Raw genomic sequence first — 25841 nt, 5'->3', positions numbered from 1 at the left:
TCGCTTCAAAACCATTTTGAACACTCTGCCCATAAGATGGCGTAAGGAGCCCACTCTTTCTTTTATCGGTTAGCGGAAAAGAGAGATAAGGGGTATACAAAATAGGTATCCCCTTAAACCAAACCGAGGCATTCTTCGCCACACCGTACTCTTCATCCTGATAGATATTCAAACCAGTTGTTTTGATTGATACATCCTCCTGTGTCACATCACAAGAAGTATAGGTCGCATTAATCGCTCGTTGACGATTCGGGCCTTCGAAAATTAGTTTTTCAGCCTGCCCACGAGCATCAGTTTCAGTAAAAAAATACCGTGCTCCTGTGATCTCACCTTTTTCTGTACTTGGGGAGTACTTGAGCGTATCCCCAAGAATAAAAACCTTGGGTTTTTTAATTGAAACGTCCTCACGGCCTGTTATTTCGTCATATATCTGATCATACAATAGGTAATTACCCCGAAATTCTTGATCGCCACGGATAATAACCGCGTTACCCTCCGCCTCAATATACTGATCACGAACCCCCGTAATTCGCGCTGCCTCGACCGTCGTTTCCGCTAACGCCACACCTAAGTTAATTGGCTGAGACTCTTTCGTCACATGGATACCGTTAATAACCGGCAATTCAGCATCCTCGGCCTGAGCTTGCGCTAATTCGCCGGAAATGAAAAATGGCACCCAACAAATAATTAGGAGCTGTAACTTCGTATAATGAAGTTTTAGGGTAATCATCAAATTATGCGTACAAATGAGTTTACGACTTAAATCATGAAAACAAGCGATCCAATTTTCGATGAATCTAGACAAGGTCAGCTTGAGGCCTGGTTACGCCTAATACTCGATGACCGTGATTTTACCTTAACCGACCTGGCAGCAGATGCTGGTGCTCGACGTTACTTTAGAATTAAGGCGCACGGCAAAGATTCTCTTGTGGTTATGGATGCCCCTTTAGCTCATAACGATAATCAGCAATTTTCGATCGTGGCAGGCCTGCTTGCTTCTCATGGACTTCGCGTTCCTGAAATTAGGCATACCAACTTCAAAGACGGATTCCTGGTGTTATCAGACCTGGGGGACGAAACTTATTTGAAAGCGCTTAACAGTGACAACGCTGATAAACTCTTCGATGACGCAACTACTGCACTCATCAAACTTCAAAGCATCACAAAACTAGATTCCCTTAATCTTTACACGTTAGAGCTCATGAGTGCGGAACTCGCTTTATTTGATGATTGGTATATCCAGAAGCACTTACAGATAACGCTTGAAGAGAGGGCCCAGTCATCACTGAATAGCGTGTTAAAGCTGATAACAGAACGCTGTATGAGTGAAGCAACGGTCTTGACGCATAGGGACTACATGCCAAGAAATCTGATGGTTTGCGAAGAAAACCCAGGCATCTTGGATTTTCAAGATGCCCGAATAGGCCCTATAAGCTATGACGTGATCTCGCTGTTTAAGGATGCGTTTATAAGCTGGGAAGAAGAGCAAGTTATTGACTGGACGATTCGTTATTGGGAAAAAGCCCGCAAGTCGTCCTTGCCAGTTCCACAGGACTTTGGAAGTTTTTATGAGAACTTAGAGTGGATGGGCTTACAGCGACACCTAAAGGTTCTTGGAATATTTTCTAGGCTCAAACATAGAGATGGTAAGAATCATTATATTTTAGATGCGCCTCGCTTCTTGACTTATACCCGTGATGTCGCGAAACGGTATAAAGCACTCAAACCGTTATTACTTATCCTTGACCAAATAGAGGGTAAAACGCAACAAATTGGACATACCTTCTAGGCTATGGTAACCCTTACTGAACCTACTGCGATGATTTTAGCTGCAGGGCGAGGGTCCCGAATGGGCGCGTTAGGGAAGGCTCATCCCAAAGCGCTATTAAACGTTGGTGGAAAACCACTAATACAGCATCATATTGAAAATTTGCGCGAATCTGGTTTTTCCCGCATCGTAATAAATGTCAACCACCTAGGGGATCAAATTAAAACTTTCATTCATAGTGTGATGAACTGGGGTTTAGAAATTTACATATCAGAGGAGGCCACACCACTTGAAACGGCTGGAGGCATCGCTAATGCGATGAGCCTGATAAGAAGTGATATTTTCCCCGTGATCAATGCCGATATTTTCTCTGAATTGCCCTTCCACGATTTGCGAGAGGCCATGAACACTTTAAAGACAAATCCAAACGCGTCCGGTTATCTATTTTTGGTTAATAACCCGACGCACCACCCAATGGGTGATTTTTGTTTGGAGGAAGGACGAGTGAAGTTAGGCAACAAGCATACGCTCACATTCTGCGGTATCGGGGTCTACAAGGCCGACTTATTTCATGACATTTCGCTTAACTCACCTACCCCGCTGGCACCGATTCTTAAAAGAGAGATCAAACGTGAGAAACTACTGGGACATCATTTCGATGGGCTTTGGTCAGACGTAGGCACCCCAGATCGACTCGAACACACCAATAAATTAATTACGCAACGTAACCGCTGATGTATCGACCACCTCATTTTCAATCAAATAATCACGAGCGATCGATTCAACTGATTGCGGACAATCCATTGGCGACTGTAATCACTTCTTCTGCAGACCATCTAGAAATATCACTCACGCCAGTTTTGATGAATAATGCACAATCCCATCTAGAGGGTCACTTCGCACTGCAAAACAACATCTGGCGCCATTTCTCAAAGAAAAATATAACAAGCTTTCTGTTTCAAGGCCCCCATGGATATATTTCACCGTCGTGGTACACAACCAGTCCGCATTTACCCACATGGAACTATGCAGTTGTAGAAATTAGAACCAATGTCACACTGATCGAGGACAAAGAGGAGGTCATGCCGCTGCTACATAGGCTTACAAATCACTTTGATCCCAATTTTTCTCAATTTGCCGCATCCAAGGATTACATCGAGCTCATTAACAATGCAGTATCAGGGGTAGTCTGTTTTCGGGCTAAAATTCTAGAGGTAAAAGCCAAGTTCAAGCTTTCTCAAAATAAACATCGATCTGAGATCAACGCATTGGTTACCACCCTTCGTTCAACCGAGTCAGATGGTAATAACGCATTAGCCGATTTAATGCAACAACAACTAGATGATCAACGGAAAGGCTAAACAGGCCAGAAATATGAAAACTCGATTTGTTCACAGACGCAGCAAGCTGGCAGAGAGCATACAATCTGGCATTGCAGTCATACCCACTGCCAAGGAAGTTGTTCGGAACAACGACGCGCACTTCCCCTATCGTTTTGACAGTTACTTCCAATACCTAACCGGGTTTGGCGAACCAGAATCTGTAATTGTCATCATCGGCGGCGAAACTCCTCGTTCAATTCTTTTTTGTCGCAACAAAAATGAAGAAAAAGAAATATGGAATGGTTTTCGCTATGGGCCAGAGGCAGCGAAAAACCTATTTCATTGTGATGAAGCTCACTCCATTGATGAAATAGATCGCATCCTACCCCAACTGATCGAAAACAAAGAGATGATCTACACACCATTAGGCGTAGATGCTAAATGGGACAAACAAATGATGAGGTGGCTTAACCAGACGCGATCTCGTGTTCGAGAAGGCATCGCTGCACCAACGGGGCTCATTGATGTCAGAGGAATAATGGATGAGATGCGGCTCATTAAAGATCCGAGCGAACTCGACACCATGCGACGAGCAGCAAAAATATCCGCAGAAGCCCATGCGTTTGCGATGACTGCCACCAAGCCAGGAAAGTATGAATATGAAATTGAAGCGGAACTTTTATATCATTTTAAAAAAAATGGCTCACAGTTTCCAGCTTACACCTCGATCGTTGCAGGGGGGAAAAATGCGTGCGTCTTGCACTATATAGAAAACAATGCAGCGCTCAATGCTGGGGATTTGTTGCTCATCGATGCAGGATGTGAACTAAATGGCTACGCGTCCGACATTACACGTACCTTCCCCATCAATGGCAAATTCTCTGGACCGCAAAAAGCAATATACGAACTCGTGTTAGCCGCCCAAAGCGCGGCAATAGAAGCCACCTCAGCTGGCAACAGCTGGCAAGCTCCGCACGATGCAGCTACCAAAGTGCTGGCTCAAGGCTTTATTGACCTCAAGCTCTGTCATGGATCACTCGATAAAGTCTTAGAGAAACGTGAGTACTTTAGATACTACATGCACAGAACCGGGCACTGGCTGGGTATGGATGTCCATGATGTGGGGAGCTATAAGGTCGGTCGTGAATGGAGACCCCTTGAGCCCGGTATGGTCTTAACCATAGAGCCAGGCTGCTACATCACCAGCGCACCCGACATTCCAGAACGATTTTGGAATATCGGAATCCGTATTGAAGATGACGCAATCGTCAACAAGGGCAATGGGTGTGAAATCATCACTTCTGGGGCACCTAAAACGATCAGCGATATCGAATCACTCATGTCGAGCTGAACTCGTGGCTCCAGGAGCACCATATGACGTTGTGGTGATTGGCGGGGGCCCAGTTGGCTGCGCTGTCGCGCTCGCAATGAAAAACATTGGCTTATCCACAACGGTATTAGAAACGCAATCCGAATATTCAGAAATATCCGATGGACGCACGCTAGCACTTTCTTGGAATAGCTATCTCATTCTCAATCGTCTCAATGCTTGGTTACAAGATGAAAAACGATTTCCTATTCGTAGCATACATATATCAGACCGAGGAAATTTTGGGCAAAGCGTCGTATCTGCTTCAGATGCCAGATTAACGGAGCTAGGCTTTGTGGTTCGTTTTAAAGATTTATTGCCACGGCTAAGAAATGAGTTAACTAATCAAGATATTGAAACATTCTTTGACTCAACCGCTACATCTATAGAAAAATTTGAGGATCATTCAAAAATCACACTGGATATGAATAATACCTCGACAACGATAGCTGCCCGCCTCATAGTCATGGCGGACGGAGGGCAGTCCTTAAATATAGCTGGGCTAAAACATAAGAAATCGATCGACTACGGCCATGATGCAATCGTTGGGATTATCACGAGTGACAACAAGCCTCATGATGTCGCTTACGAAAGATTTACCAACACTGGGCCTATCGCCCTTTTGCCAAGAGGAAATGAATTTGCTTTTGTATGGTCAGTCAAAGCGACTAAAACGAAAGAATTATTGAATCAATCAGACGAGAAATTTCTGAGGCAATTTCAAGATGCATTCGGGGACCGCTGTGGGCGGTTCACGTCATTACGCGAAAAAAAATCTTATGGGCTAGCAACTCGAATCGCCGAACAACCAACTCGCGGCGGAATTGTGATCGTCGGTAATGCGTCCCAAGCGCTGCACCCCATTGCGGCTCAAGGTTTAAATTTGGGGTTCAGAGACGCTTGGGATCTTGCGGAAGTGTGCCGTCACACACATATTGATAATCTTATCAGTAATAAAACAGTCAGCGCATTCCGTAAGAAAAGGCGATGGGATCGATTGCAAACAACTCTTTTCAGCGCAGGGCTAAACCATTTATTTTCTAACAAAGTAACAGGCATTAAAGGCGCGCGAGGCTTAGGTCTGCTTGCGCTGGATTTAATGCCTCTCGCAAAAAGAATCCTCATTCGCCAATTAATTTTTGGACTAAAACTATAAGTTTTTCTCAAATCCTTTTGGATCCTTTAGAATCTAAGATTAGAAAAACAATATCTCTCATGAAAATTGGTCCTTACATCCTAACTTCCCCTGTAATCGCTGCCCCAATGGCCGGCGTAACGGACCAGCCCTTTAGAAGCCTGTGTCGACGACTGGGTGCTGCACTTACAGTATCGGAAATGGTTACATCAGATACCAAGTTATGGTGTTCGCAAAAAACCCAATTTCGTCTCGACCACCGCGGCGAAGAGGCGCCGAGAACAGTTCAAATTGCAGGCATTGACCCTTTAAAAATGGCTGAAGCAGCCAAAATGAACGTAGATTTAGGAGCTGAAATTATAGATATCAACATGGGTTGCCCCGCCAAAAAAGTGTGCAAAGCAGCAGCCGGTTCAGCGTTACTACGGGATGAGCCTTTAGTCGCATTGATACTCCGCTCCGTCGTTCGAGAAGTCAAAGTTCCCGTAACATTAAAAATACGTACGGGATGGGATCAAGATTCGAAAAATGCAACACGTATCGCAAAGATTGCTGAAGACTGTGGGATTCAAGCGCTGGCCATTCATGGACGTACAAGGAATGATTTTTTCAATGGGGCGGCCGAATATGAAACCATTGCAGCGGTAAAAGCGTCTGTTGGTATTCCGATCATTGCTAACGGAGATGTTGATTCACCAGAGAAAGCGCTTCATGTTTTGAAGGTGACAGGTGCCGATGCAGTAATGATTGGCCGTGCGGCTCAAGGTCGACCCTGGATTTTTCGGGAAATTACGCACTACCTCAAAACCATGGAGCATCTACCGCCACCAACGATTCATGAGACCAAAAATATTCTTTTAGAGCACCTCGTTGCTCTTTATGATTTTTACGGGGAGCCGCGCGCGGTCAGACTTGCACGGAAACATGTGGGTTGGTATCTGGGTAACCTTCCTGCTGCAAATACATTCCGTACAACATTTAATATGCTTGAAAGTGGTAAAGCCCAAACTGATGCCATAATTCAATTCATGAACCCTATTGAAAAACAACAGGCCCCAATAATCGAGTCACTTGCAGCATGAGCACGCAATCCGATCTTTCCAATGCCGTGAAGCATGCCGTTGAGTCATACTTTAAAGACTTAGAAGGTGAGAAAGCCCATGGGATCTACAATATGGTTATAGATACAGTCGAAAAAACGCTCGTCGAAGACATTCTCAAACGCAGCGATGGAAATCAAAGCGAAGCCGCACAAAAGCTCGGCTTAAATCGTAATACGCTAAGAGCAAAAATGAAAAAATTTAATGTTCTATAACTTCTTGCAACAATCTAAATTAAAAAACGCGCCATGCTATCATCTAAGCAAGCTCTCATAAGTGTCTCCGATAAAACTGGAATCGTAGAGTTTGTCCAATCATTAAAAAGAATTGGTTACCGGATCTTATCTACCGGCGGAACAGCAGAAACACTCGCAAAAGCTGGTATTGCCGTAACTGAAATTGGGGACTACACCGGATTCCCAGAAATGCTGGATGGGCGGGTGAAAACCCTTCACCCAAAAGTACACGCAGGCATCTTGGCACGACGTGATCTGACACAACACAATTCAGCGCTTAAAGAGCATGACATACCGACAATCGATCTAGTGGTTGTAAATCTCTACCCATTTGCCGCAACCATAGCCAAGCCGAATTGCAGTCTAGAGGACGCCATCGAAAATATCGATATTGGTGGCCCCACCATGGTCAGAGCAGCAGCAAAAAACTGGGAGCACGTCGGCATCGTCACGGACCCTAACGACTATGCACAGATCGTTGAGGAGTTATTGCAATCCAGCACTGGGCAGTTGTCTCACGATACACGATTTGCACTCTGCCAAAAAGCATTCTCTCACACAGCAAACTACGACTCCAACGTAAGCAACTATCTGACATCTCTGGAAACAAACGGTCACAAGAACCGATTTTCTACGCAAGTAAATTTAAATTTCAAGAAACGACAAGATCTACGCTATGGCGAAAATCCCCACCAACACGCGGCGTTTTACCAAGATCTCGTATCTCTCCCAGGCTCTTTAGCAAATTACGAACAAGTTCAAGGTAAAGAATTGTCGTATAACAACATCGCGGACTCGGATGCTGCTTGGGAATGTGTAAAAAGCTTTAATACCGCAGCCTGCGTAATCGTTAAACATGCCAATCCATGTGGTGTGGCAATGGGTCAAGATGCACTCGAAGCCTACCAAAAGGCATTCAGCACAGATCCAACTTCTGCATTCGGCGGAATCATCGCTTTTAACACGAACGTTGACGAACATGCTGCAACTGCGATAAGCCAACAGTTTGTTGAAGTCGTAATCGCGACCCATTTTTCCAAACAAGCGATAGCCTGTTTTGCTCAAAAAAAGAACGTTCGACTGCTACAAATCGAACTTGATCACAGTACCAACGATCATGAGTTCAAGCGGGTTGGTGGTGGCATTTTGGTCCAAACTTCTGACGCCAAAAATGTGTCTGAGGCGGATTTGCAAATTGTTACTGAAATAAAACCTACAGTAGAGCAAATGACGGACCTACTGTTTGCTTGGCGTGTCGCAAAATTCGTCAAGTCAAATGCGATCGTATTTTGTAATAAAGGTATGACACTAGGTGTAGGGGCCGGGCAAACGAGTCGCGTCGACTCTGCCCGTATAGCTGCAATAAAAGCTGAAAACGCAAATCTTAGCCTTTCAAATTCTGTTGTTGCGTCCGATGCTTTTTTTCCGTTTAGAGATGGTCTTGATGTGCTTAAATCAGCAGGAGCGGCAGCCGTAATTCAACCCGGAGGCAGCATGAGAGATGATGAGGTCATTGCGGCAGCGAACGAACATGGCATGGCCATGGTTCTTACTGGCACCCGTCACTTCCGTCACTAGACTACATGTTCATGTATTCATGTTTTTAAATAAACTGATGTCAATCACAGCATACAAATTATTATGAAAATTCTCGTTGTAGGCGGCGGCGGTAGGGAACATGCGATCGCCTGGCGTCTCACTCAATCGCCTCGTGTATCAAAAGTGTTTGTCGCACCTGGTAATGCTGGAACACAGCTCGAGGAAAGAGTACACAATGTCCCCTTAAACGACATTGAAGACCTGATTAATTTTGCAACGACAGAAAATATTTACATTACTGTTGTTGGTCCAGAAGTACCGTTGAGCGAGGGTATGGTTGACGCGTTCAAAGCGAGGGGCCTAAAGATCTTCGGGCCTGTGGCATCGGCAGCACGACTGGAGAGCTCAAAAGACTTCGCCAAACGATTTATGTCGGAACACAATATCCCAACCGCCGAATACGGCACATTTACTGACCCCAATGAAGCCCACACCTACATCTCTAATAAAGGGGCGCCTATTGTGGTGAAAGCAGACGGGTTAGCGGCGGGTAAAGGGGTCATTGTCGCTATGTCAGAAAAAGAAGCGCACGACGCTGTAGATATGATGCTTGTTAAAAACGGAATGGGTATTGCTGGCGCTAAAGTGGTCATAGAAGAATTCTTAATCGGCGAAGAGGCTAGCTTCATTGTCATGCTTGATGGTGAACATATTCTTCCACTCGCGACCAGCCAAGATCACAAACGGTTGCTTGATGGTGATCAAGGACCCAACACAGGCGGCATGGGCGCTTACTCACCCGCTCCAGTCGTCACTCCAGAGATCTACGCAAAGACCATGAAAAACGTCATTGAGCCGATCGTACAAGGAATGAGCCTTGCCGATACACCTTTTGTTGGATTCCTCTATGCTGGATTAATGATCGCGCCCGATCAATCCATCAAAGTACTCGAATTTAATTGCCGTTTAGGAGACCCTGAGGCTCAACCAATTATGATGCGTCTCAAAAGTGACCTTCTGGTTTTAATAGAGCACGCGTTAGCCGGCACGCTAAATGAAGTGGAGTCGGAGTGGGATCGCCGAACCGCACTAGGCGTCGTACTCGCGGCTGAAAATTATCCTGACTCCCCGCGTAAAGGGGATGTAATCACCCTACCTGAGGATAAAAATAAGGATGTTCATGTTTTTCATGCAGGCACAAGTTTTGTCAATGACCAAATCGTCACGAATGGCGGTCGGGTCCTTTGCGTCACCGCGTTTGGCGAGAACGTTGCTCAAGCCCGAGGGCTGGCACTGAGCGTTTCAGAGAAAATCTCCTTTGCTGGCAAACAATATCGAACGGATATTGGCAACCGCGCAATCAAGAGTTAAACAATATGATAGAGGTTGCACCAGTTAAAGAGTTTTTCATAGCGCTCCAACATCGCATCGTTGAAGCGTTAGAGATGCTTGATGGTAAACCTTTTATCGCCGACACATGGGACCGAAAAGGTGGTGGAGGCGGCATCAGTCAAGTTCTAGAAGAGGGAAATATATTTGAGCGCGCGGGAGTCAATTTTTCTCATATCTTCGGTGATACGTTACCCCCTTCTGCGACAACAGCCCGTGCAGAGTTGGCGGGTCGATCTTTTGAGGCCGTGGGAGTGTCCGTAGTGCTACATCCAAAAAATCCCTACGTTCCAACCATACATATGAACGTACGATTTTTTTTCGCAGCACAGCGATCTAAAGATCCCGTATGGTGGTTTGGTGGCGGAATAGATTTAACACCCTACTATGGTTTCGACGAAGACTGCATACATTTTCATAAAACCTGCAAAGCATCGCTTGACCCCTTTGATGAAAAACTTCATCCAAAATTTAAGAAATGGTGTGATGAGTATTTTTATCTTAAGCATCGTCGAGAGCCGAGAGGAATTGGCGGTATTTTTTTTGATGATCTGTCATCGCCTGACTTCAATACCTGTTTTGCGCTAACACGCAGCGTAGGCGAACATTTTTTAATTGCGTACCTACCGATTGTCGAAAAGCGTCAGTACACAACCTTCGGAGAGCGGGAAAAAGATTTCCAAGCGTATCGACGAGGTCGATACGTAGAGTTCAATTTGATATTCGACCGTGGAACACTATTCGGGCTTCAATCAGGCGGACGAACGGAGTCGATATTGATGTCCATGCCTCCTAATGTGAAGTGGCGTTACAACTGGGCTCCAACAAATGAGTCGGATGAAGCAAAGTTGTATGAAAAATACTTAATAGGTAAAAATTGGGTGTAGATATCTCTTACGCGCAGACATCACGCGCAGTGAAACTTTGCAAAAGCCACATACCCTGTGAGCTATTCGGCTTCACCTAAATAGCTAGTTCGAACTTTTGGATTTTGAAGCAGTGCTCGTGACTCGCCGGTCATTGATAACTCACCGCTCTCCAGCACGTAAGCCCGCTGACTCGACTCAAGTGCTAACCGTGCATTTTGCTCAACTAACAAAATCGTGACTCCCGACTTAGATACCCCACGAATCACTTCAAAAATTTTTTCAACCATAATAGGTGCCAAACCCATTGATGGCTCATCTAACAACAATAATTTTGGTCTTGCCATCAGGGCTCGGCCAATTGCTAGCATTTGCTGCTCACCACCCGACAAAGTACCGCCTGTTTGACGACGTCGCTCTTTAAGTCTTGGAAAAAACTCGTACATTCTGTACAAATCTGCATCCTGGTCTTGCTGGCTGCCACCCAGATACGCACCCATCAGTAGATTTTCTTCTACCGTTAAACGCCCAAATACCCCACGCCCTTCGGGTACCAATGAAATACCACATTTCACTCGTGCATATACAGGTTCCGTGGTCAGGTTCGCACCATCAAAATACACATTACCAGTGTGTTCAAGCAATCCTGCGATCGCATTCAACGTGGAGCTTTTCCCAGCACCATTTGCACCAATTAGCGCGACCATTTCTCCCTCATCGACTCTAATATCAATATCTCGAACCGCTCGAATCCCACCGTATCTCACACTCATCGATTGCACATGAAAAAAGGTCATGGCAAGTCTCCGCCTAAGTAGGCCTTTATGACCTTAGGATCTCGACGAACTAAACTAGGGATGTCTTCCGCAATTTTTTGACCATAATCAAGCACTGCAACACGATCACACAAATTCATGATGAGTTTTACATCATGCTCAATCAACAAAATTGATACGCCATCCCTTCGGATACTTTGTATCAGCAACTTTAATTCATCCGTCTCTGTAGCGTTCATCCCAGCGGCAGGCTCGTCTAACGCCAAAAGCTTAGGCCTCGTCGCTAACGCTCGTGCAATCTCTAGCCTACGCTGATCTCCATAAGATAGATTCTTAGCTAAATAGTCGGTTTGCGACGAAATCCCAACATAGTCCAACCACGCTCTCGACTGTGAACGTATCAACCTTTCTTCAACTCTCGACGACTTGGTATCAAAAATAGCACCAAAGGGTCCTGTTGACGTTTTAGCATGTGTGCCAATCATTACATTTTCTAATACTGTCATATTTTGAAAAAGACGAATATTTTGGAACGTTCGGGTAATGCCCGTTAACGCAACCTGATGAGGCTTTCTTCCAATGATTGATTCCCCATTGAATTCAACATTGCCACTACTAGGCAAATAAACACCTGTGATGACATTGACTAGCGCGGTCTTGCCCGCACCATTAGGCCCAATTAATCCGTATATTTCACCACCTTCAATCGTCAACGAGACATTATTTAACGCGTGTATACCGCCAAAATTTTTATTGATTTCTCGTAAATTTAGTAACGCCATAAAAACTCAATCATGACCGATGTCTTGATCTACCATCGCTCGTCGCCTTGGTGCTGGCCACAGTCCCGCAGGCCGAACCAACATAACCACAATCAGCGCCAATCCGAACAACAACATTCTAAGTGCTTCAGGGTCCACATAAACATCGCCAAAGAGTACTCGTTGTATTGGCGACGCTGTTGATCTTAAAATTTCCGGCAACGCAGTAAGTAAAAGCGCGCCCAGCAATACACCATAGACATGCCCCATTCCACCAAGAACAATCATGCATAAAACCATGATTGACTCGAGCAAACCAAAACTCTCTGGACTGACAAACCCCTGAAGACTGGCAAATAATCCGCCAGCGACACCGCCAAAAGCCGCGCCTAAGGCAAATGCCAACAATTTGATATTTCGCGTATTGATGCCCATCGCCTGAGCGGCCAACTCATCTTCTCTAATCGCCAACCAAGCCCGGCCAATTCTCGAGTTCTCAAGGCGCACACACATTACGATCGTAAAAATTAATAGAACAAGCAGAAGATAATAATAAATATGCGCGCCCGAGAATGAGATGCCTAACCATTCATGCGTACGTGTTAAATCGGCCCCACCAATACTGATTGGATCAATTTTATTAATTCCAATTGGGCCATTAGTCACGTTGATCGGGTGATCAAGGTTATTCAAAAAAATACGAATAATCTCCCCAAAACCTAACGTCACTATAGCCAAGTAATCTCCACGCAACCTAAGAGTAGGCGCTCCCAACAACGCGCCAAAAATAGCTGTCACGCCAGCCCCTATGGGCAAGATAGCCCAAAATGGTAGATGCAAATCGAACTGCGGCGAGGCCAATAATGCCCATATATAAGCTCCTACCGCGTAGAAGGCAATGTATCCTAAATCGAGCAGGCCAGCGAAGCCCACCACGATATTTAAACCCAGAGCAAGCATGGCATAAATTAATGCGAAATCGAGAATACGAACCCAAGTTTTACCTACTGTATTACTCAGCAGGAAAGGTAGAACTGCCAACGCAAGAAAAAGAAACACATATCCGACTAACAGTACTTTCTTGTTCCTCGTTATTTTTTTCAATAACTGTTGTACGATCAGTCTCATGCCCGCTCCGACACGCGTTCACCCATAATTCCGGTAGGTCTAAAAACCAGCACAACAATCAGGACGACAAAAGCGAACACATCTTGGTAATTACTTCCAAGAAAGCCCCCCGTCAAATCTCCAATATAACCAGCTCCAATGCTTTCAATAAGACCAAGCAATAGTCCGCCAAGGACGGCTCCGCCAAGATTGCCAATGCCGCCCAGAACTGCCGCTGTAAACGCCTTGAGTCCGAGCATGAACCCCATCGAATAGTGCGCCACACTATAGTTACCCGCGACTAAGATACCGGCTACCGCGCCAAGCGCAGCGCCAATCATAAAAGTTACCGAGATTATCTTATTAACGTTTATACCCATAAGTCCAGCTACTCGCTGGCTCTCTGAAGTGGCGCGCATAGCGCGTCCGAGTTTAGTGAAATGCACGACTAAAAGTAGACCGGCCATGAATACCCCTGAGATCGCAACAATAAATAACTGAACACTTGTGATGCTGGCGCTAAATAATTCATGAGTTTCAATAGGAAATATCTGAGGCACCATTTTGTATTTACGACCCCAAATAATCATAGCGATATTTTGAAGCAGAATTGAAATCCCAATCGCAGTAATCAAAGGTGCCAGACGCGGCGCATTACGCAATGGACGGTAAGCTAGCCGCTCAATAAAAAACGCCAAAAGCACACACACTAAAATCGCCGCAGCACCTGCAATCAAAATCATTGTGAAGGGATTCATTTCCGGGCATCCGGCCATCAGAGCCGACACAACAGCCAGAGCAATCATGGCACCAATCATCACCAGTTCGCCATGAGCAAAGTTAATCAGCCCAAGAATCCCGTAGACCATGGTATAGCCCAGCGCTACCATCGCGTAGACGCTACCTAAAACTAACCCATTGATAACTTGCTGAGCAAATATATCCATCGCAGTAACCGGCCTCCTCTAAAAAGGTCAGATCGAACGCAAGGAGGCTTAAATCACACTAGTCACCACCACCAAACGTTTCAATGTACTTCCACTTTCCGTTGGTTACTTGATAAAGGCTGATGCTGCCGCCTTTTAAATCTCCTCGCTCGTCAAAACGGATTCGCCCAGTTACTCCGGATAAGTCAGTACTGCGAAGAAATGGCAAGTAAGTGGCTGGATCTACCGAATTTGCCCGCTTCATCGCGTCGATAATCACAGAGGTCGCATCATATGCGTATGGCGCATAAAGCTGAATAGCCTCGCGATGGATTTGCTCGTATTTCTCCCGAAACTCCGCACCCCCTGCCATTTGATCTAACGGCAACCCAGGAGAAGACGCATAAGCGCCCTCACCTTCAGCGCCGGATAGCGCTGTAAACTGTGTGGTCTGCATACCATCCCCGCCAAGGAAAGTAGCTGTCACACCCAAATTTTTGATTTGTTTCATCATAGGCCCAGCTTGCGCATCCATCCCGCCATAAAAAATTAAATCAGGCTTGAGGCCTTTGATTTTAGTTAAAATTGCAGTGAAATCTATTTTTGTGGTGTCCGTAAATTCTCGGGTCATAACCTTTCCGCCCGCTTGCTTGACCGCAGATTCGAATTCGTCTGCCAGGCCTTTCCCGTAAGCACTTCGATCGTCAATAATCGCAACACTCTTAGCGCCCAAGGCCTTGACCGCGTAGTCACCTAAAACTTTCCCTTGCTGTCCATCATTGGCCATTACGCGGTAAGCAGTTTCATAGCCTTGATGGGTAAACTCAATTGCCGTAGCCGATGGCGAAACTTGAGGCACACCGGCGTCAAAATATATTTTTGATGCGGGGATGGTCGTGCCAGAATTCAAATGTCCAACGATACCTGCAACATTAGCATCCATTAACTTTTCAGCGACTACCGTACCTTTCTGTGGGTTTGCCTCATCATCTTCAGATAGCAATCTGAATTCGATAACCTCTCCACCGATCACGCTACCCGCTTTATTCGCCTCAGCAATTGCAAGCAAAGCCCCACGTTCATTATCCTTGCCGAGATGGGATTGATATCCTGTGAGCGGACCAACGTGGCCAATATTAACTACTTTTCGCCCATCATTAGTTTCATTGTCTGAACTACATCCAGTCATGAGTAGCGCACTCACGACACATGCAAATAAACGTTTCGTTACCATTGTGTACTCTCCTAAATGTTTTTTTTCGACCTGATTCAAGGCCAACCAGAGGCACTTAACTGATAGTAACAGCGGTTTACCCCGTGTCAATTTTCAATGCCGAACACGACGACGCTCAGTGTCCAAAAAAAAGCTTAGAGCCGGCTTTTTTACAATCCTTAAACTCTATAAGGATAAAATCCACTTCGCCAACCGCTTTGCTTCTTCATCAGTTACCGCATTAGGTGGCATTGGGATTGGACCCCACTTACCCATACTTCCAGTCTTTATGGATTTAACGAGTCTTTCTAACGTAATTACGCCCCCCTTAGGGTCCTTACCTTTAGCAACATCTTTGTAGGCTGGGCCGACTAATTTTTTATCTATCGCGTGACAACTCAAACAGTTTTTAGACTTCGCGAGTGCTTCCGCGTCATTTGCCTGGACCTGCGACACAAAACTTAGGCCAAATGCCACGAGGCAGGACACAACAACTTTCTTCATGTTAATTCTCTCCATTTCGTTCAACATCCAAAATATAAGCAGCAAAAAATATTTAAATTAGACTCAGCAAGCCTTTCTAACCTAATGGATATTCTACCATCCAATTATCATTCGATCCTGCCAAGCTACCGCATTAACCTCTTACAAACACCTTATCTAGAAGTAGACTAAAAAAAATCACACTCCCAACTGCATTATTATGCCGAAATGCTCGAAAACACCCTTCGCGCGAGCGATATTTAATCATTGGGTATTGAAATGCAATAGCTACTGTTGCCCCAGCTAAGCCCATATAATAAAAAGTGCCGAGGGCACTCATTATGCCAACCATCAACATCAAGAAAAGAAATGTAGTTTGAAAGACGAGCACCATAGTAACGTCATACTTGCCAAATAAAATTGCGCTAGTTTTTATACCAATCGCCATATCATCATCACGATCCACCATAGCGTATTGTGTATCATAAGCAAGCACCCAAAACAGATTCGCGAGCATCGTGACGCACGCCACAAACGGAATGTGATCTACAGCAGAGGCCCATGCCATGGGAATACCAACTCCAAATGTAACGCCTAAGTAAGCCTGCGGCATTGATATGTATCGTTTAGCAAACGGGTAGCTAATCGCCAGGAAAAGCGCCACAAATGATAATTTGATGGTCAGCGCATTAAGCGTCAACACCAACCCAAAAGCGATCAATGCGAGAAGAGCGGCGACAACTAACGCCTCCCATGGGGCTATTTCTTTAGTCGCAAGAGGTCGATTAGCGGTACGTTTAACATGAGGGTCATAATCCCTATCGGCATAATCGTTTATTGCGCAACCCGCAGATCGCATCAGAAATGCACCAATCACAAACACCAAGAAAACATGAGCATTGGGCATGCCCCCAAACGACATCCAGATAGCCCAAAGTGTTGGCCAGAGCAACAAGCAAAAGCCTATCGGTTTATCTATGCGAATTAATCGCGCATAGCTAGACAACCTTAGTCGAAAAATTTTCAACATACTATCTATACCTCCGAATATTTTTCGCGTGAGCCGTACCACCGATTAATGTGTCGCTCTGCCAGATTTGGATGATGGGCCAAGAAATCAGGCGCGAGACGCTTTGCTGCTTCTAAAAACAGTAAATCTCTTTCTATATCCGCGTAGCGGAGCATCGGCATACCAGACTGTCGTGCGCCGAGTATTTCCCCTGGGCCTCGAAGCTGAAGATCTGCTTGGGCCACCTCAAACCCATCTATATTTTCATAGATAATTTTTAGCCGCGCGCGTGCAATATCCGTCAGTTTTTGACCATAAAGAAGAATGCAGGTGCTGGCGTAGGCCCCGCGACCGATCCGGCCTCTCAACTGATGCAATTGTGACAACCCCATCCTTTCAGCGCTCTCAATCACCATAACGGTAGCGTTCGGAACGTCAACACCGACCTCAATGACCGTCGTAGCCACCAATAAATGGATCTCTCTGTTGGAGAATTTCTCCATAACCGCTGTCTTATCTTGAGCCTTCATTCTTCCATGAACAATGCCTATACTTAAATTTGGAAATTGAGCTTGGATTGTCTGGTGTGTCTGTATGGCTGTCTCTAGCTGCAACACTTCAGATTCCTCTATAAGCGGACAAACCCAATAGACTTGCTGACCCGAGCGGCAAGTCTCTTGTACGCGCTGGAAGACCTCTTCTCGTCGACTATTGCTAACCAACTTTGTCGTGATTGGGACACGATCGGGCGGTAACTCATCAATTGCCGACACATCTAAGTCTCCGAAAAAACTCATTGCTAAAGACCTTGGAATTGGAGTGGCGCTCATCATTAATTGGTGTGTTTGATTTAAGCGATCAGCTCCCTTGTCAACCAACGCCAGTCTTTGTTTAACGCCAAAACGATGCTGCTCATCAATGATCACCAAACCCAAATTTTTAAATACAACATCGCCCTGAAATAATGCATGAGTCCCCACAATAAGCTTTGCTGAACCAGACGCAATCTTCTCAATCACTATCGCTCGTTCTTTTTTCGTAAGGCTGCCAGTTAATCTTTCAACGGTAATGCCCAATACGGCCAACCACTCCTCAATTTTTTTGAAATGTTGTTCTGATAAAATTTCCGTTGGTACCATCAGGGCTACTTGGTACCCAGAGCCTATCACCTGTAGTGCGGCAAGTGCGGCGATCACGGTTTTGCCGCTACCGACGTCGCCCTGCAGAAGACGCCGCATCGGAACACGATCAGCCATGTCTGTTTGTATTTCAACGAGAACTCTATTTTGTGCGCTGGTTAATTTAAAATTAAGATGGTCCAAAAACTTTTTCATTTCTATCGTATTACGCTTCATTAATGGAGCGGAGTATTGCTCTCGCTTGTCATAGTTCTTGCGCATAATAAGTTGCTGTGCAAACAGCTCATCAAAACTTATACGTCCCCAGAAGATACCTAAGGAATCTTTCAGTACCGCGGCATCAACATCAGGGGTAGGACGATGCAGCATATTCACCGTTTTAGAGTAGCTTGGCAGGCCGAGATCTTTCAAAATCGACGGTAAGAGCGTATCGCTCTGGTCCACGATTGTGAAGGCTTGCGCCACCGCTTTTCGAATTGCTGCCTGACTTAATCCTTTAGTCGTTGGATAAACAGGGGTGAGTGTCGTAGGCAGCGGATCGTTTTCAATAATTTTTTTAACTCGAGGATGCACCATCTCCCTCAAACGTTGACGTCCCATCCTCAACTCACCCACAACTCGGATACGCGCACCAACTTCTAACACGCGTTGTTGATTCGGATAAAAATGTAAAAAACGAAGGATTGCTCTGTCGCTTTCATCCTCAACGGTAACCACTAACTGTCGCCCGGGTCGAAACTCCACTTTGGCCTGAACAACCGTGACTTCGATTTGAACCAGATCCCGCTCTGGCGCCTCGCTAATCCCAAACACTTGAGTCTCATCCTCATACCTAAGCGGGAAAAATAGCAATAAATCCTGAGCTCTAGATATACCGAGACGACTGAGTTTGGTACGAACTATCGGCGTACCAATACCATCAAGGTCATCGTGTTGATCAGCAGATTTCTTAGCGCTACTCTTCATAAATTATGGCGAAATGTTCAGCGCACAACAGTACTAATGAACAGCAATAGCATCAATTTCAATCAAAGCATCCTTGGGTAAGCGTGATACTTGAATCACGGACCGAGCTGGAAGAGCGCATGACATAAATAAACTTTCCATAAGTTTATTAAGCTCGCTGAAGTCATTTAAATCACTTAAAAATACTGTGAATTTCACCACATCATGCAGCTTAAGCCCTGCCTCTTTCAGAATAGACTCAATGTTCAGAAAGGCTTGGCGCGCTTGCTCGCTGAAAGTTGAAGGGAGCACGCTCGAGTTTGCACTAAGGCCTAACTGGCCAGATACATAAATAGTTTCCCCTGCCTTTATCCCCTGTGAATAAGCTCCCAAAGCAGCCGGGGCAAGTTTGGTTTGTATCGTTTGGTTCGCCATAAAGATCTCCTAGGTGTAATATCGTGCAACACAACAATATAGGCGCAGGATCAAAATCCTTCAAAGTTCGAGTGAGTAGCGTGCTAGACATGGTCTCGGTTTACAAATAGTAGATTCTGAAAAACGAACAAACAATTCCAAAGATCCTGAATGCATATTAGCCCTCGAGATACTCACAAACAAAATATCGCCGCCTTAACGATTGCAGCGATTGGCGTTGTTTTCGGTGACATCGGCACCAGCCCAATCTATACCATTCGAGAAGTTTTTAGTCCCCGCTACGGCATCATACCCTCGGCAGACAATATTCTAGGGTGTCTTTCGCTCATTTTTTGGGCGCTCGCACTGATCGTCTCGGTCAAATATATTTTTTTCATGCTTAAAGCAGACAACCGTGGCGAAGGGGGCTTGATGGCACTACTAGCACTTGTCCTCAAAGCAACGGAAAAGAAACCGAAAAAACGGTTTATCTTAATCGCACTCGGGCTCTTTGGTACCGCTCTGTTTTACGGAGATGCGATCATCACACCCGCTATCTCCGTTTTATCTGCAGTCGAAGGGCTTGGCGTTGCTAGCCCAACACTTCAGCCATATGTTATGCCCATTACGCTCGTGGTCGTGATCCTACTCTTCATGTTGCAGCGACGAGGGACTGCTGGAGTTGGTGCGTTATTCGGGCCAATAACGGTAGTTTGGTTTGGTGTCTTGGGGTTTTTAGGGGTCATTAACCTCGGTTTAGACCCCTCAGTATTCAAGGCTTTAAACCCGAGCTATGCTATACAATTTTTTATTACTAATAAAGTATTTGGTTTTCTAGCTATTGGGGCAATAGCGCTCGCAATAACCGGGACCGAAGGCATCTATACCGACATGGGGCATTTTGGTCGAAAACCGATAAGGATCGCTTGGTCGTTGTGGGTTTGGCCAAATTTATTACTGAATTACTTCGGACAAGGTGCGCTCATCCTCGCCCAACCCGAAACGATCACCCATCCGTTCTATAACATGGTCCCTTCCTGGGGCTTATACCCACTCATCGGCATGACGACTATCGCGACAGTGGTTGCTTCCCAAGCCGTAATATCAGGGACTTATTCATTAACGAGGCAGGCGATACAACTCGGATATTGTCCACGTCTTGATGTATTTCATACCTCTGAAAGTGAAATTGGGCAGATATACATGCCATGGATCAACTGGATGCTGTTAGCCGCCGTATTACTACTAATTCTCTCATTCGGTTCGTCAAGCAATCTCGCCAGCGCCTACGGTGTCGCCGTGACGGGGATGATGGCGATTGATACTGTAATGGCGTACTTTGTTGTAACCCATTTGTGGGGATGGCGGGGATGGTATGTGCTGCCTATCGCTCTGACCTTCCTAGGAATCGACCTAGCTCTATTTGCGGCAAACTCCGTCAAAATTTTGCAGGGCGGCTGGTTTCCCTTCACGATCGGGTTAATCCTCTTTACGCTTTTCACCACCTGGTATCGAGGGCGCCAAGGGCTTATTCGCGAACTGGCTCCTGATACACTGGATCTTAAACCCTTTTTAACTAGCCTTTCTGCGTATCCTCCTCAAAGGGTTTCCGGCACGGCGGTTTTCATGACCACTTCCTCAAATGCGGTTCCTCGTGCGTTACTCCACAACCTGAACCACAATAAAGTACTTCACGAGCGTGTCGTGCTCCTGACAGTAAAAACTGAAGAAATACCGCACATCTCCAATCAAGAGCGCGTCCTCGTCGAACCCATAACAGACGAATTCTTTAAAATTCTGGTTCGTTATGGCTTCAAGGATCAGCCAGATATACCCGCAGCCTTGGAACTTTGCGCCCCCATGGGATTGACGTTTAACGCAATGGACACCTCATATTTCCTTTCACGACAAACGCTGGTTCCAAAACTTGGAAAAGATATGGCCCTATGGCGCGAAAAATTGTTCGCACTGATGTCTAGAAATTCATCAAGCCCCATCAGTTTTTTTAAGCTGCCCGCCAATCGGGTTGTAGAGCTCGGAACCCGCATTGAACTCTAAGCGCTTAAACAGCTGGGTACGTTAATTTAAGGCCTAGACACAGGTATTGCTGAAAGCTAAGCAAAAAAAGTGTACCGTACAGATGTCCTTTGGCGACGATCGCAGCAAGCACAAGGCATCCAACCCCTCATTGGCATCAAACGCATGTGTTTCTAGTTGGTCTTGAAATTTTGTATTTAGTCTCCAAATTAGCTTAAACTTAAAGACATATTAAAACATTACGTTTAAGCGTTTTATAGGAAGAGGCTAACAATATGAAATATGTCACACCGAAATCCGCATCGGAGGCGAGTCAAGCCCTATTGCAAGAGGGTGCGTTCGCATTAGCTGGTGGAACTGATTTACTGGTCAAATTAAAAACCCGTTTCGTGTCTCCAAAAGTTGTCGTTGACATTAAATATGTCCCTAAAATAATGGCCATTGAGCAGTCAGCTCAAGGTTGGTGGATCGGAGCCGCGACACCTTGCGCCGAAATTGTCGAGCACAATTCCCTCAGTAAAGATTGGCCAGGAGTTGTAGAAGCACTATCGCTAATCGGCTCTACTCAAATTCAGGGCCGTGCAACCTTAGGTGGCAATTTATGTAATGCATCTCCAGCAGCAGATAGCGTACCAGCACTGATTGCGGCAGGAGCCACTTGTGTTATCTCTGGGCAAACAAAGGAGCGCGAAGAACCAGTAGAAAAAATTGTGACTGCACCAGGGAGGACCGCGCTCGACAAAGGAGAATTTATCATTGGATTTAAGCTACCAAAACCTAGAAGCCGTGCAGGTGATGCTTACTTACGCTTAATTCCACGCAGCGAAATGGATATAGCAGTGGTTGGTGCAGGCGTGTCCTTAAGCGTGTCTGAAGATGGGAGAATTGAAGCTATCCGCGTGGCTCTAGGCGCTATAGCACCAACGCAGGTGCTTCTCAGTGGCTTAGAGGATATTTTTGTTGGCAAAGAGCCCAATGACGATGCAATACAAAAATTGGTCTCTCTTGCAGAAAAAGCATGCAAACCAATCAAAGATAAACGAGGCACTATTGAGTATCGAACCAAGATTGCAGGCGTTCTAGCTAAACGAGCATTTGGTATCGCTCTTAAGCGCGCAACTAATTCCTAATCAAAATACGAACTGGCGATTAAAAAAATGTCGAAAACACACGTTTCAACATGTATTAACGGGGATACCTACGAGTTTCTGTGCGATACGCAACAGACGCTCTTAGATGTTTTAAGGCATGAACTCGACCTAACGGGAAGCAAAGAAGGATGCGCCACTGGAGATTGCGGCGCCTGCAGCGTGATGCTGGATGATCGACTGGTTTGCTCCTGCCTTGTCCTTGGGGTTGAGGCTGACGGTAAAGAAATTGAAACCATTGAGGGGATGTCCTCCGGTTCTGAGCTGCATGCCATACAGCAAAAATTTATTGATCTTGCAGCACTGCAGTGTGGGATTTGTACCCCGGGGGTCTTGGTCGCAGCAAAAGCACTACTGTCTAAAAATAAGAATCCAAGTGAAAAAGAGGTCCGCTTTTGGTTAGCGGGCAACTTATGTCGTTGTACGGGTTACGATAAGATTGTTCGAGCCGTCCTCGAGGTTGCCGCTGACATGAGAAACGCTTAAAGAAATTAGACTTTGAAAAAGAGGAAATTAACATGAATGACATGACTCAAACCAATCTTGAACGAGAGCTCAAAATTGTTGGTACACGACCTGCTAGACCAGACGGCGTAGATAAGGTAACTGGGCGGGCTCTATTTGGGTCGGACAAATCACTTCCCAACATGCTGGTTGGGCGTGTCCTCAGAAGTCCTTACGCGCATGCAAAAATCCTCTCGATTGATACGAGTAAAGCTGAGGCATTGAATGGCGTAAAGGCTGTCATCACGCGCGCAGATTTTGAGGATTTTCCTGCGGAATTCGTCCCAATGGGAGAAATGATCGTTAACTTAAAAGATATCACCCGAAATATCATGGCTCGGGAAAAGGCACTTTACGTTGGCCACACGGTTGCCGCAGTTGCAGCAACTAGCGACGATATCGCAGAAAAAGCACTTAGCTTAATTGCTATCAAATATGAAGTGCTTCCACACGTCTTAGAAGTTGAGGACGCGGAAAAGCCCGACGCCCCACTGTTGCACGAAGATATGATAACCATTGGCGTCACACCCGCACCTAAAAAAGCATCCAACGTTGCAAAACGGGTTGAATTTGGCTTCGGAAACGTGGAAAAAGGTTTTGCAGAAGCAGATCTTATCGTCGAAAGAGAATTCACAACCCAACAAGTCCATCAAGGTTACATCGAACCGCACGCCTGCTTAGCAAGTGTGTCTGAAGACGGTCAAGCTGAACTCTGGTGTACAACCCAAGGAGCTTTTGTCGTACGAAATTTCTGCTCAAAACTTCTTGGTCTAAGCGCGGCGCAGATACGAGTGACTTCTTCCGAAATTGGTGGAGGCTTTGGAGGCAAAACTGTCGTTTATCTCGAACCTTTAGCGCTCGCACTATCGAGAAAATCCTGTCGTCCCGTCAAAATGGATATGAGCAGAGCTGAAGTTTTCACTTCGAGTGGCCCAACCTCTGGGGCAAAAATATGGGTCAAAATCGGTGTGAAAAATGACGGCCGAATCACGGCAGGCGACTGTGTTCTTAAATATCAGGCCGGTGCATTTCAAGGCGCACCTGTGGGACCGGGAGCGATGTGCGCCTTTGCCCCCTATGATTTAAAAAATGTTCGGGCCGTTGGGTACGATATTGTTGTAAACCGTCCAAAAGTTGCTGCATATCGAGCTCCGGGAGGACCTATTTCAGAATATGGCGTAGAAAGCGTGATAGACGAAATCGCACTCAAACTCAAAATAGACCCCATTGAAATTCGTCTCAAAAATGCCGCCAAAGAAGGTACCATTGCTCCTTATGGGCCTAAACTTGGACCAATAGGCATGATCGAAACCCTCGAGGCAGCCAAAGCTCACGCTCACTATTCGGCGCCACTCGGACCAAACCAAGGTCGAGGGGTCGCTTCAGGGTTTTGGTTCAATATAGGAGGAGAAACCAGCTCATCGATTACGATCAACGAAGACGGAACCGTTGGCTTAACACTGGGCACACCAGACGTTGGGGGTTCGCGGGCCTCTATGGCGATGATGGCATCTGAAGAGCTTGGCATTCCTATGGAGCTTATCAAACCAGTCATTGGCGACACGAACGCTCTAGGCTTTAACTTCCTCACTGGCGGCAGTCGCGCCACTTTTTCTACGGGTACCACCGTTGTTCGGTCAACAAGAGAAGCTATTGAGGAACTTAAAAAGCGCGCCGCGTTGCTTTGGGAGGTTCCTCTTGATCAAGTCGAATGGGTGGATGGTCATGCACGTTTAATCGCTGGAAACGAACCCAAAACAATGAGTCTTGCACAAATAGCGAAGCAAGCGGGCAAGACTGGTGGCCCCATCATGGCCAACTGTTCAATGAACGTAACGGGCGCTGGGCCAAGTCTTGGAACACACATCGTGGACGTCGAGGTAGACTTTGAGACCGGTAAAGTTTCTATCGTTCGGTATACCGCAATCCAAGATGCTGGCAAAGCGATTCACCCCGCTTATGTCGAAGGACAAATGCAAGGGGGCGCCGTCCAAGGAATCGGTTGGGCGCTTAACGAGGAATACATATACAACGACAAAGGTCAATTGGAAAACACCGGATTCTTGGACTATCGTATTCCCGTGTGCTCTGATGTCCCAATGATCGATACAGTCATTGTTGAAGTGCCTAATCCGAATCATCCCTATGGCGTTCGAGGCGTAGGGGAGACACCCATCATTCCTCCTCTGGCAGCGATCTCTAATGCGGTGTCAAGGGCGACAAACATACGATTTAATGAACTACCGCTTTCTCCACCTAAAGTTCTGGCAAAACTAATGCATGGATAGGTGGTAAGAACCCTTTGGCACAACTTATCCTCACTGGCTCGTTAAAAAGTCTAACTAATGGTATTGGTGAATTTAATATTCGAGCCAAAAATGTCCATCAGTTGGTGGGCGAGCTAAAGCAAATTTGCCCTGCTCTAGCACCACTGCTCGAATCTGAAGGTTTCGCCGTAGCGATTGACGGCGAAATCTATCAAGATATCCTGTTTGCTCCTATCGGTGAGAACAGTGAGGTTCACCTAATTCCACCTATCGGTGCAGGCTAGTTCAGATATCCTTAACTTAGAGCGCTCGTATGAGCAAATCAACAACTGGTTTCAACGAATGCTGCGGCCACCATCAACCGGGATTGCTAATCCTGTCATAAACG

At 45.9% G+C, this 25841-nt stretch carries 25 protein-coding genes; 15 read left to right on the top strand and 10 right to left on the bottom strand.

Annotation, left to right across the window (positions count from 1 at the left end; genetic code table 11):
- On the bottom strand, nucleotides 1-730 hold a 730-nt coding region (locus tag O3A65_07990; GenBank protein ID MDA1332402.1), incomplete at its 3' end, for a putative LPS assembly protein LptD.
- Nucleotides 731-766: 36 nt separating this feature from the next.
- Here O3A65_07990 and O3A65_07985 point away from each other — a divergent pair.
- From O3A65_07985 to hemF, 10 genes are all read left to right on the top strand, one after another.
- A complete protein-coding gene (locus tag O3A65_07985; GenBank protein MDA1332401.1) occupies nucleotides 767-1789 on the top strand; it encodes a phosphotransferase in 1023 nt (340 codons plus the stop codon).
- Nucleotides 1790-1792: 3 nt separating this feature from the next.
- On the top strand, nucleotides 1793-2503 hold the full coding sequence (locus O3A65_07980; GenBank protein MDA1332400.1) for a nucleotidyltransferase family protein: 711 nt from the start codon (nucleotides 1793-1795) through the stop codon (nucleotides 2501-2503).
- The gene (locus tag O3A65_07975; protein MDA1332399.1) at nucleotides 2503-3129 is read left to right on the top strand and encodes an FMN-binding negative transcriptional regulator; all 627 of its coding nucleotides are present in this window, start codon (nucleotides 2503-2505) and stop codon (nucleotides 3127-3129) included. Before O3A65_07980 ends, O3A65_07975 begins: the two co-directional genes overlap by 1 nt.
- Before the next feature lie 13 nt (nucleotides 3130-3142).
- Nucleotides 3143-4441: an aminopeptidase P N-terminal domain-containing protein gene (locus O3A65_07970; GenBank protein ID MDA1332398.1), complete on the top strand. Its 1299-nt coding sequence runs from the start codon at nucleotides 3143-3145 to the stop codon at nucleotides 4439-4441.
- Entirely contained in the window at nucleotides 4377-5615 is a 1239-nt protein-coding gene (locus O3A65_07965) for an FAD-dependent monooxygenase (GenBank protein ID MDA1332397.1), read from the top strand. Before O3A65_07970 ends, O3A65_07965 begins: the two co-directional genes overlap by 65 nt.
- 50 nt (nucleotides 5616-5665) lie before the next feature.
- The gene (gene dusB, locus O3A65_07960; protein MDA1332396.1) at nucleotides 5666-6676 is read left to right on the top strand and encodes a tRNA dihydrouridine synthase DusB; all 1011 of its coding nucleotides are present in this window, start codon (nucleotides 5666-5668) and stop codon (nucleotides 6674-6676) included.
- A complete protein-coding gene (locus O3A65_07955; protein MDA1332395.1) occupies nucleotides 6673-6909 on the top strand; it encodes a Fis family transcriptional regulator in 237 nt (78 codons plus the stop codon). The genes dusB and O3A65_07955 overlap by 4 nt, the downstream gene beginning before the upstream one ends.
- Before the next feature lie 33 nt (nucleotides 6910-6942).
- Nucleotides 6943-8508: a bifunctional phosphoribosylaminoimidazolecarboxamide formyltransferase/IMP cyclohydrolase gene (gene purH, locus O3A65_07950; GenBank protein MDA1332394.1), complete on the top strand. Its 1566-nt coding sequence runs from the start codon at nucleotides 6943-6945 to the stop codon at nucleotides 8506-8508.
- 63 nt (nucleotides 8509-8571) lie between these two features.
- Entirely contained in the window at nucleotides 8572-9840 is a 1269-nt protein-coding gene (gene purD / locus O3A65_07945; protein ID MDA1332393.1) for a phosphoribosylamine--glycine ligase, read from the top strand.
- Nucleotides 9841-9845: 5 nt separating this feature from the next.
- Nucleotides 9846-10745, top strand: a complete 900-nt coding sequence (gene hemF / locus O3A65_07940; protein MDA1332392.1) for an oxygen-dependent coproporphyrinogen oxidase — start codon at nucleotides 9846-9848, stop codon at nucleotides 10743-10745.
- 62 nt (nucleotides 10746-10807) lie between these two features.
- Here the strand turns inward: hemF and O3A65_07935 are convergent, their stop codons facing one another.
- From O3A65_07935 to O3A65_07895, 9 genes are all read right to left on the bottom strand, one after another.
- On the bottom strand, nucleotides 10808-11521 hold the full coding sequence (locus O3A65_07935) for an ABC transporter ATP-binding protein (protein ID MDA1332391.1): 714 nt from the start codon (nucleotides 11519-11521) through the stop codon (nucleotides 10808-10810).
- Nucleotides 11518-12282, bottom strand: a complete 765-nt coding sequence (locus O3A65_07930) for an ABC transporter ATP-binding protein (protein MDA1332390.1) — start codon at nucleotides 12280-12282, stop codon at nucleotides 11518-11520. Before O3A65_07930 ends, O3A65_07935 begins: the two co-directional genes overlap by 4 nt.
- Nucleotides 12283-12288: 6 nt before the next feature.
- Entirely contained in the window at nucleotides 12289-13389 is a 1101-nt protein-coding gene (locus O3A65_07925) for an ABC transporter ATP-binding protein (protein ID MDA1332389.1), read from the bottom strand.
- Nucleotides 13386-14315, bottom strand: a complete 930-nt coding sequence (locus tag O3A65_07920) for a branched-chain amino acid ABC transporter permease (protein MDA1332388.1) — start codon at nucleotides 14313-14315, stop codon at nucleotides 13386-13388. The genes O3A65_07925 and O3A65_07920 overlap by 4 nt, the downstream gene beginning before the upstream one ends.
- 58 nt (nucleotides 14316-14373) lie before the next feature.
- Nucleotides 14374-15528, bottom strand: coding sequence for a branched-chain amino acid ABC transporter substrate-binding protein (locus tag O3A65_07915; GenBank protein MDA1332387.1), 1155 nt, complete (start codon nucleotides 15526-15528; stop codon nucleotides 14374-14376).
- Nucleotides 15529-15693: 165 nt separating this feature from the next.
- Nucleotides 15694-16011 carry a c-type cytochrome gene (locus O3A65_07910; protein MDA1332386.1) on the bottom strand — a complete coding sequence of 106 codons (318 nt, stop codon included), beginning with the start codon at nucleotides 16009-16011 and terminating at the stop codon, nucleotides 15694-15696.
- A 133-nt stretch (nucleotides 16012-16144) separates the two neighbouring features.
- Nucleotides 16145-17020, bottom strand: coding sequence for a 4-hydroxybenzoate octaprenyltransferase (gene ubiA, locus O3A65_07905; GenBank protein ID MDA1332385.1), 876 nt, complete (start codon nucleotides 17018-17020; stop codon nucleotides 16145-16147).
- Between the two features lie 5 nt (nucleotides 17021-17025).
- Entirely contained in the window at nucleotides 17026-19104 is a 2079-nt protein-coding gene (gene recG / locus O3A65_07900; GenBank protein ID MDA1332384.1) for an ATP-dependent DNA helicase RecG, read from the bottom strand.
- 33 nt (nucleotides 19105-19137) lie between these two features.
- On the bottom strand, nucleotides 19138-19518 hold the full coding sequence (locus O3A65_07895) for a Rid family detoxifying hydrolase (protein MDA1332383.1): 381 nt from the start codon (nucleotides 19516-19518) through the stop codon (nucleotides 19138-19140).
- A 150-nt stretch (nucleotides 19519-19668) separates the two neighbouring features.
- Here O3A65_07895 and O3A65_07890 point away from each other — a divergent pair, with 150 nt between their 5' ends.
- The 5 genes from O3A65_07890 (at nucleotide 19669) to O3A65_07870 (ending at nucleotide 25737) form a co-directional block, all read left to right on the top strand.
- A complete protein-coding gene (locus O3A65_07890) occupies nucleotides 19669-21555 on the top strand; it encodes a potassium transporter Kup (protein MDA1332382.1) in 1887 nt (628 codons plus the stop codon).
- 254 nt (nucleotides 21556-21809) lie between these two features.
- Nucleotides 21810-22664 (top strand): xanthine dehydrogenase family protein subunit M, encoded by an 855-nt coding sequence (locus tag O3A65_07885; protein ID MDA1332381.1) that lies wholly within the window; start codon nucleotides 21810-21812, stop codon nucleotides 22662-22664.
- A 27-nt stretch (nucleotides 22665-22691) separates the two neighbouring features.
- Nucleotides 22692-23168: a (2Fe-2S)-binding protein gene (locus O3A65_07880; protein ID MDA1332380.1), complete on the top strand. Its 477-nt coding sequence runs from the start codon at nucleotides 22692-22694 to the stop codon at nucleotides 23166-23168.
- Between the two features lie 32 nt (nucleotides 23169-23200).
- Nucleotides 23201-25474 (top strand): xanthine dehydrogenase family protein molybdopterin-binding subunit, encoded by a 2274-nt coding sequence (locus O3A65_07875; GenBank protein MDA1332379.1) that lies wholly within the window; start codon nucleotides 23201-23203, stop codon nucleotides 25472-25474.
- A gap of 14 nt (nucleotides 25475-25488) precedes the next feature.
- Nucleotides 25489-25737 (top strand): MoaD/ThiS family protein, encoded by a 249-nt coding sequence (locus O3A65_07870; protein ID MDA1332378.1) that lies wholly within the window; start codon nucleotides 25489-25491, stop codon nucleotides 25735-25737.
- Nucleotides 25738-25841: the final 104 nt, after the last annotated feature.

It is taken from the genome of Pseudomonadota bacterium, assembly GCA_027624715.1.
Lineage (GTDB): Bacteria > Pseudomonadota > Gammaproteobacteria > Burkholderiales > Eutrophovitaceae > Eutrophovita.
Note: the sequence above shows the minus strand (reverse complement) of the source record. Positions and strands in the feature narration are given on the sequence as shown.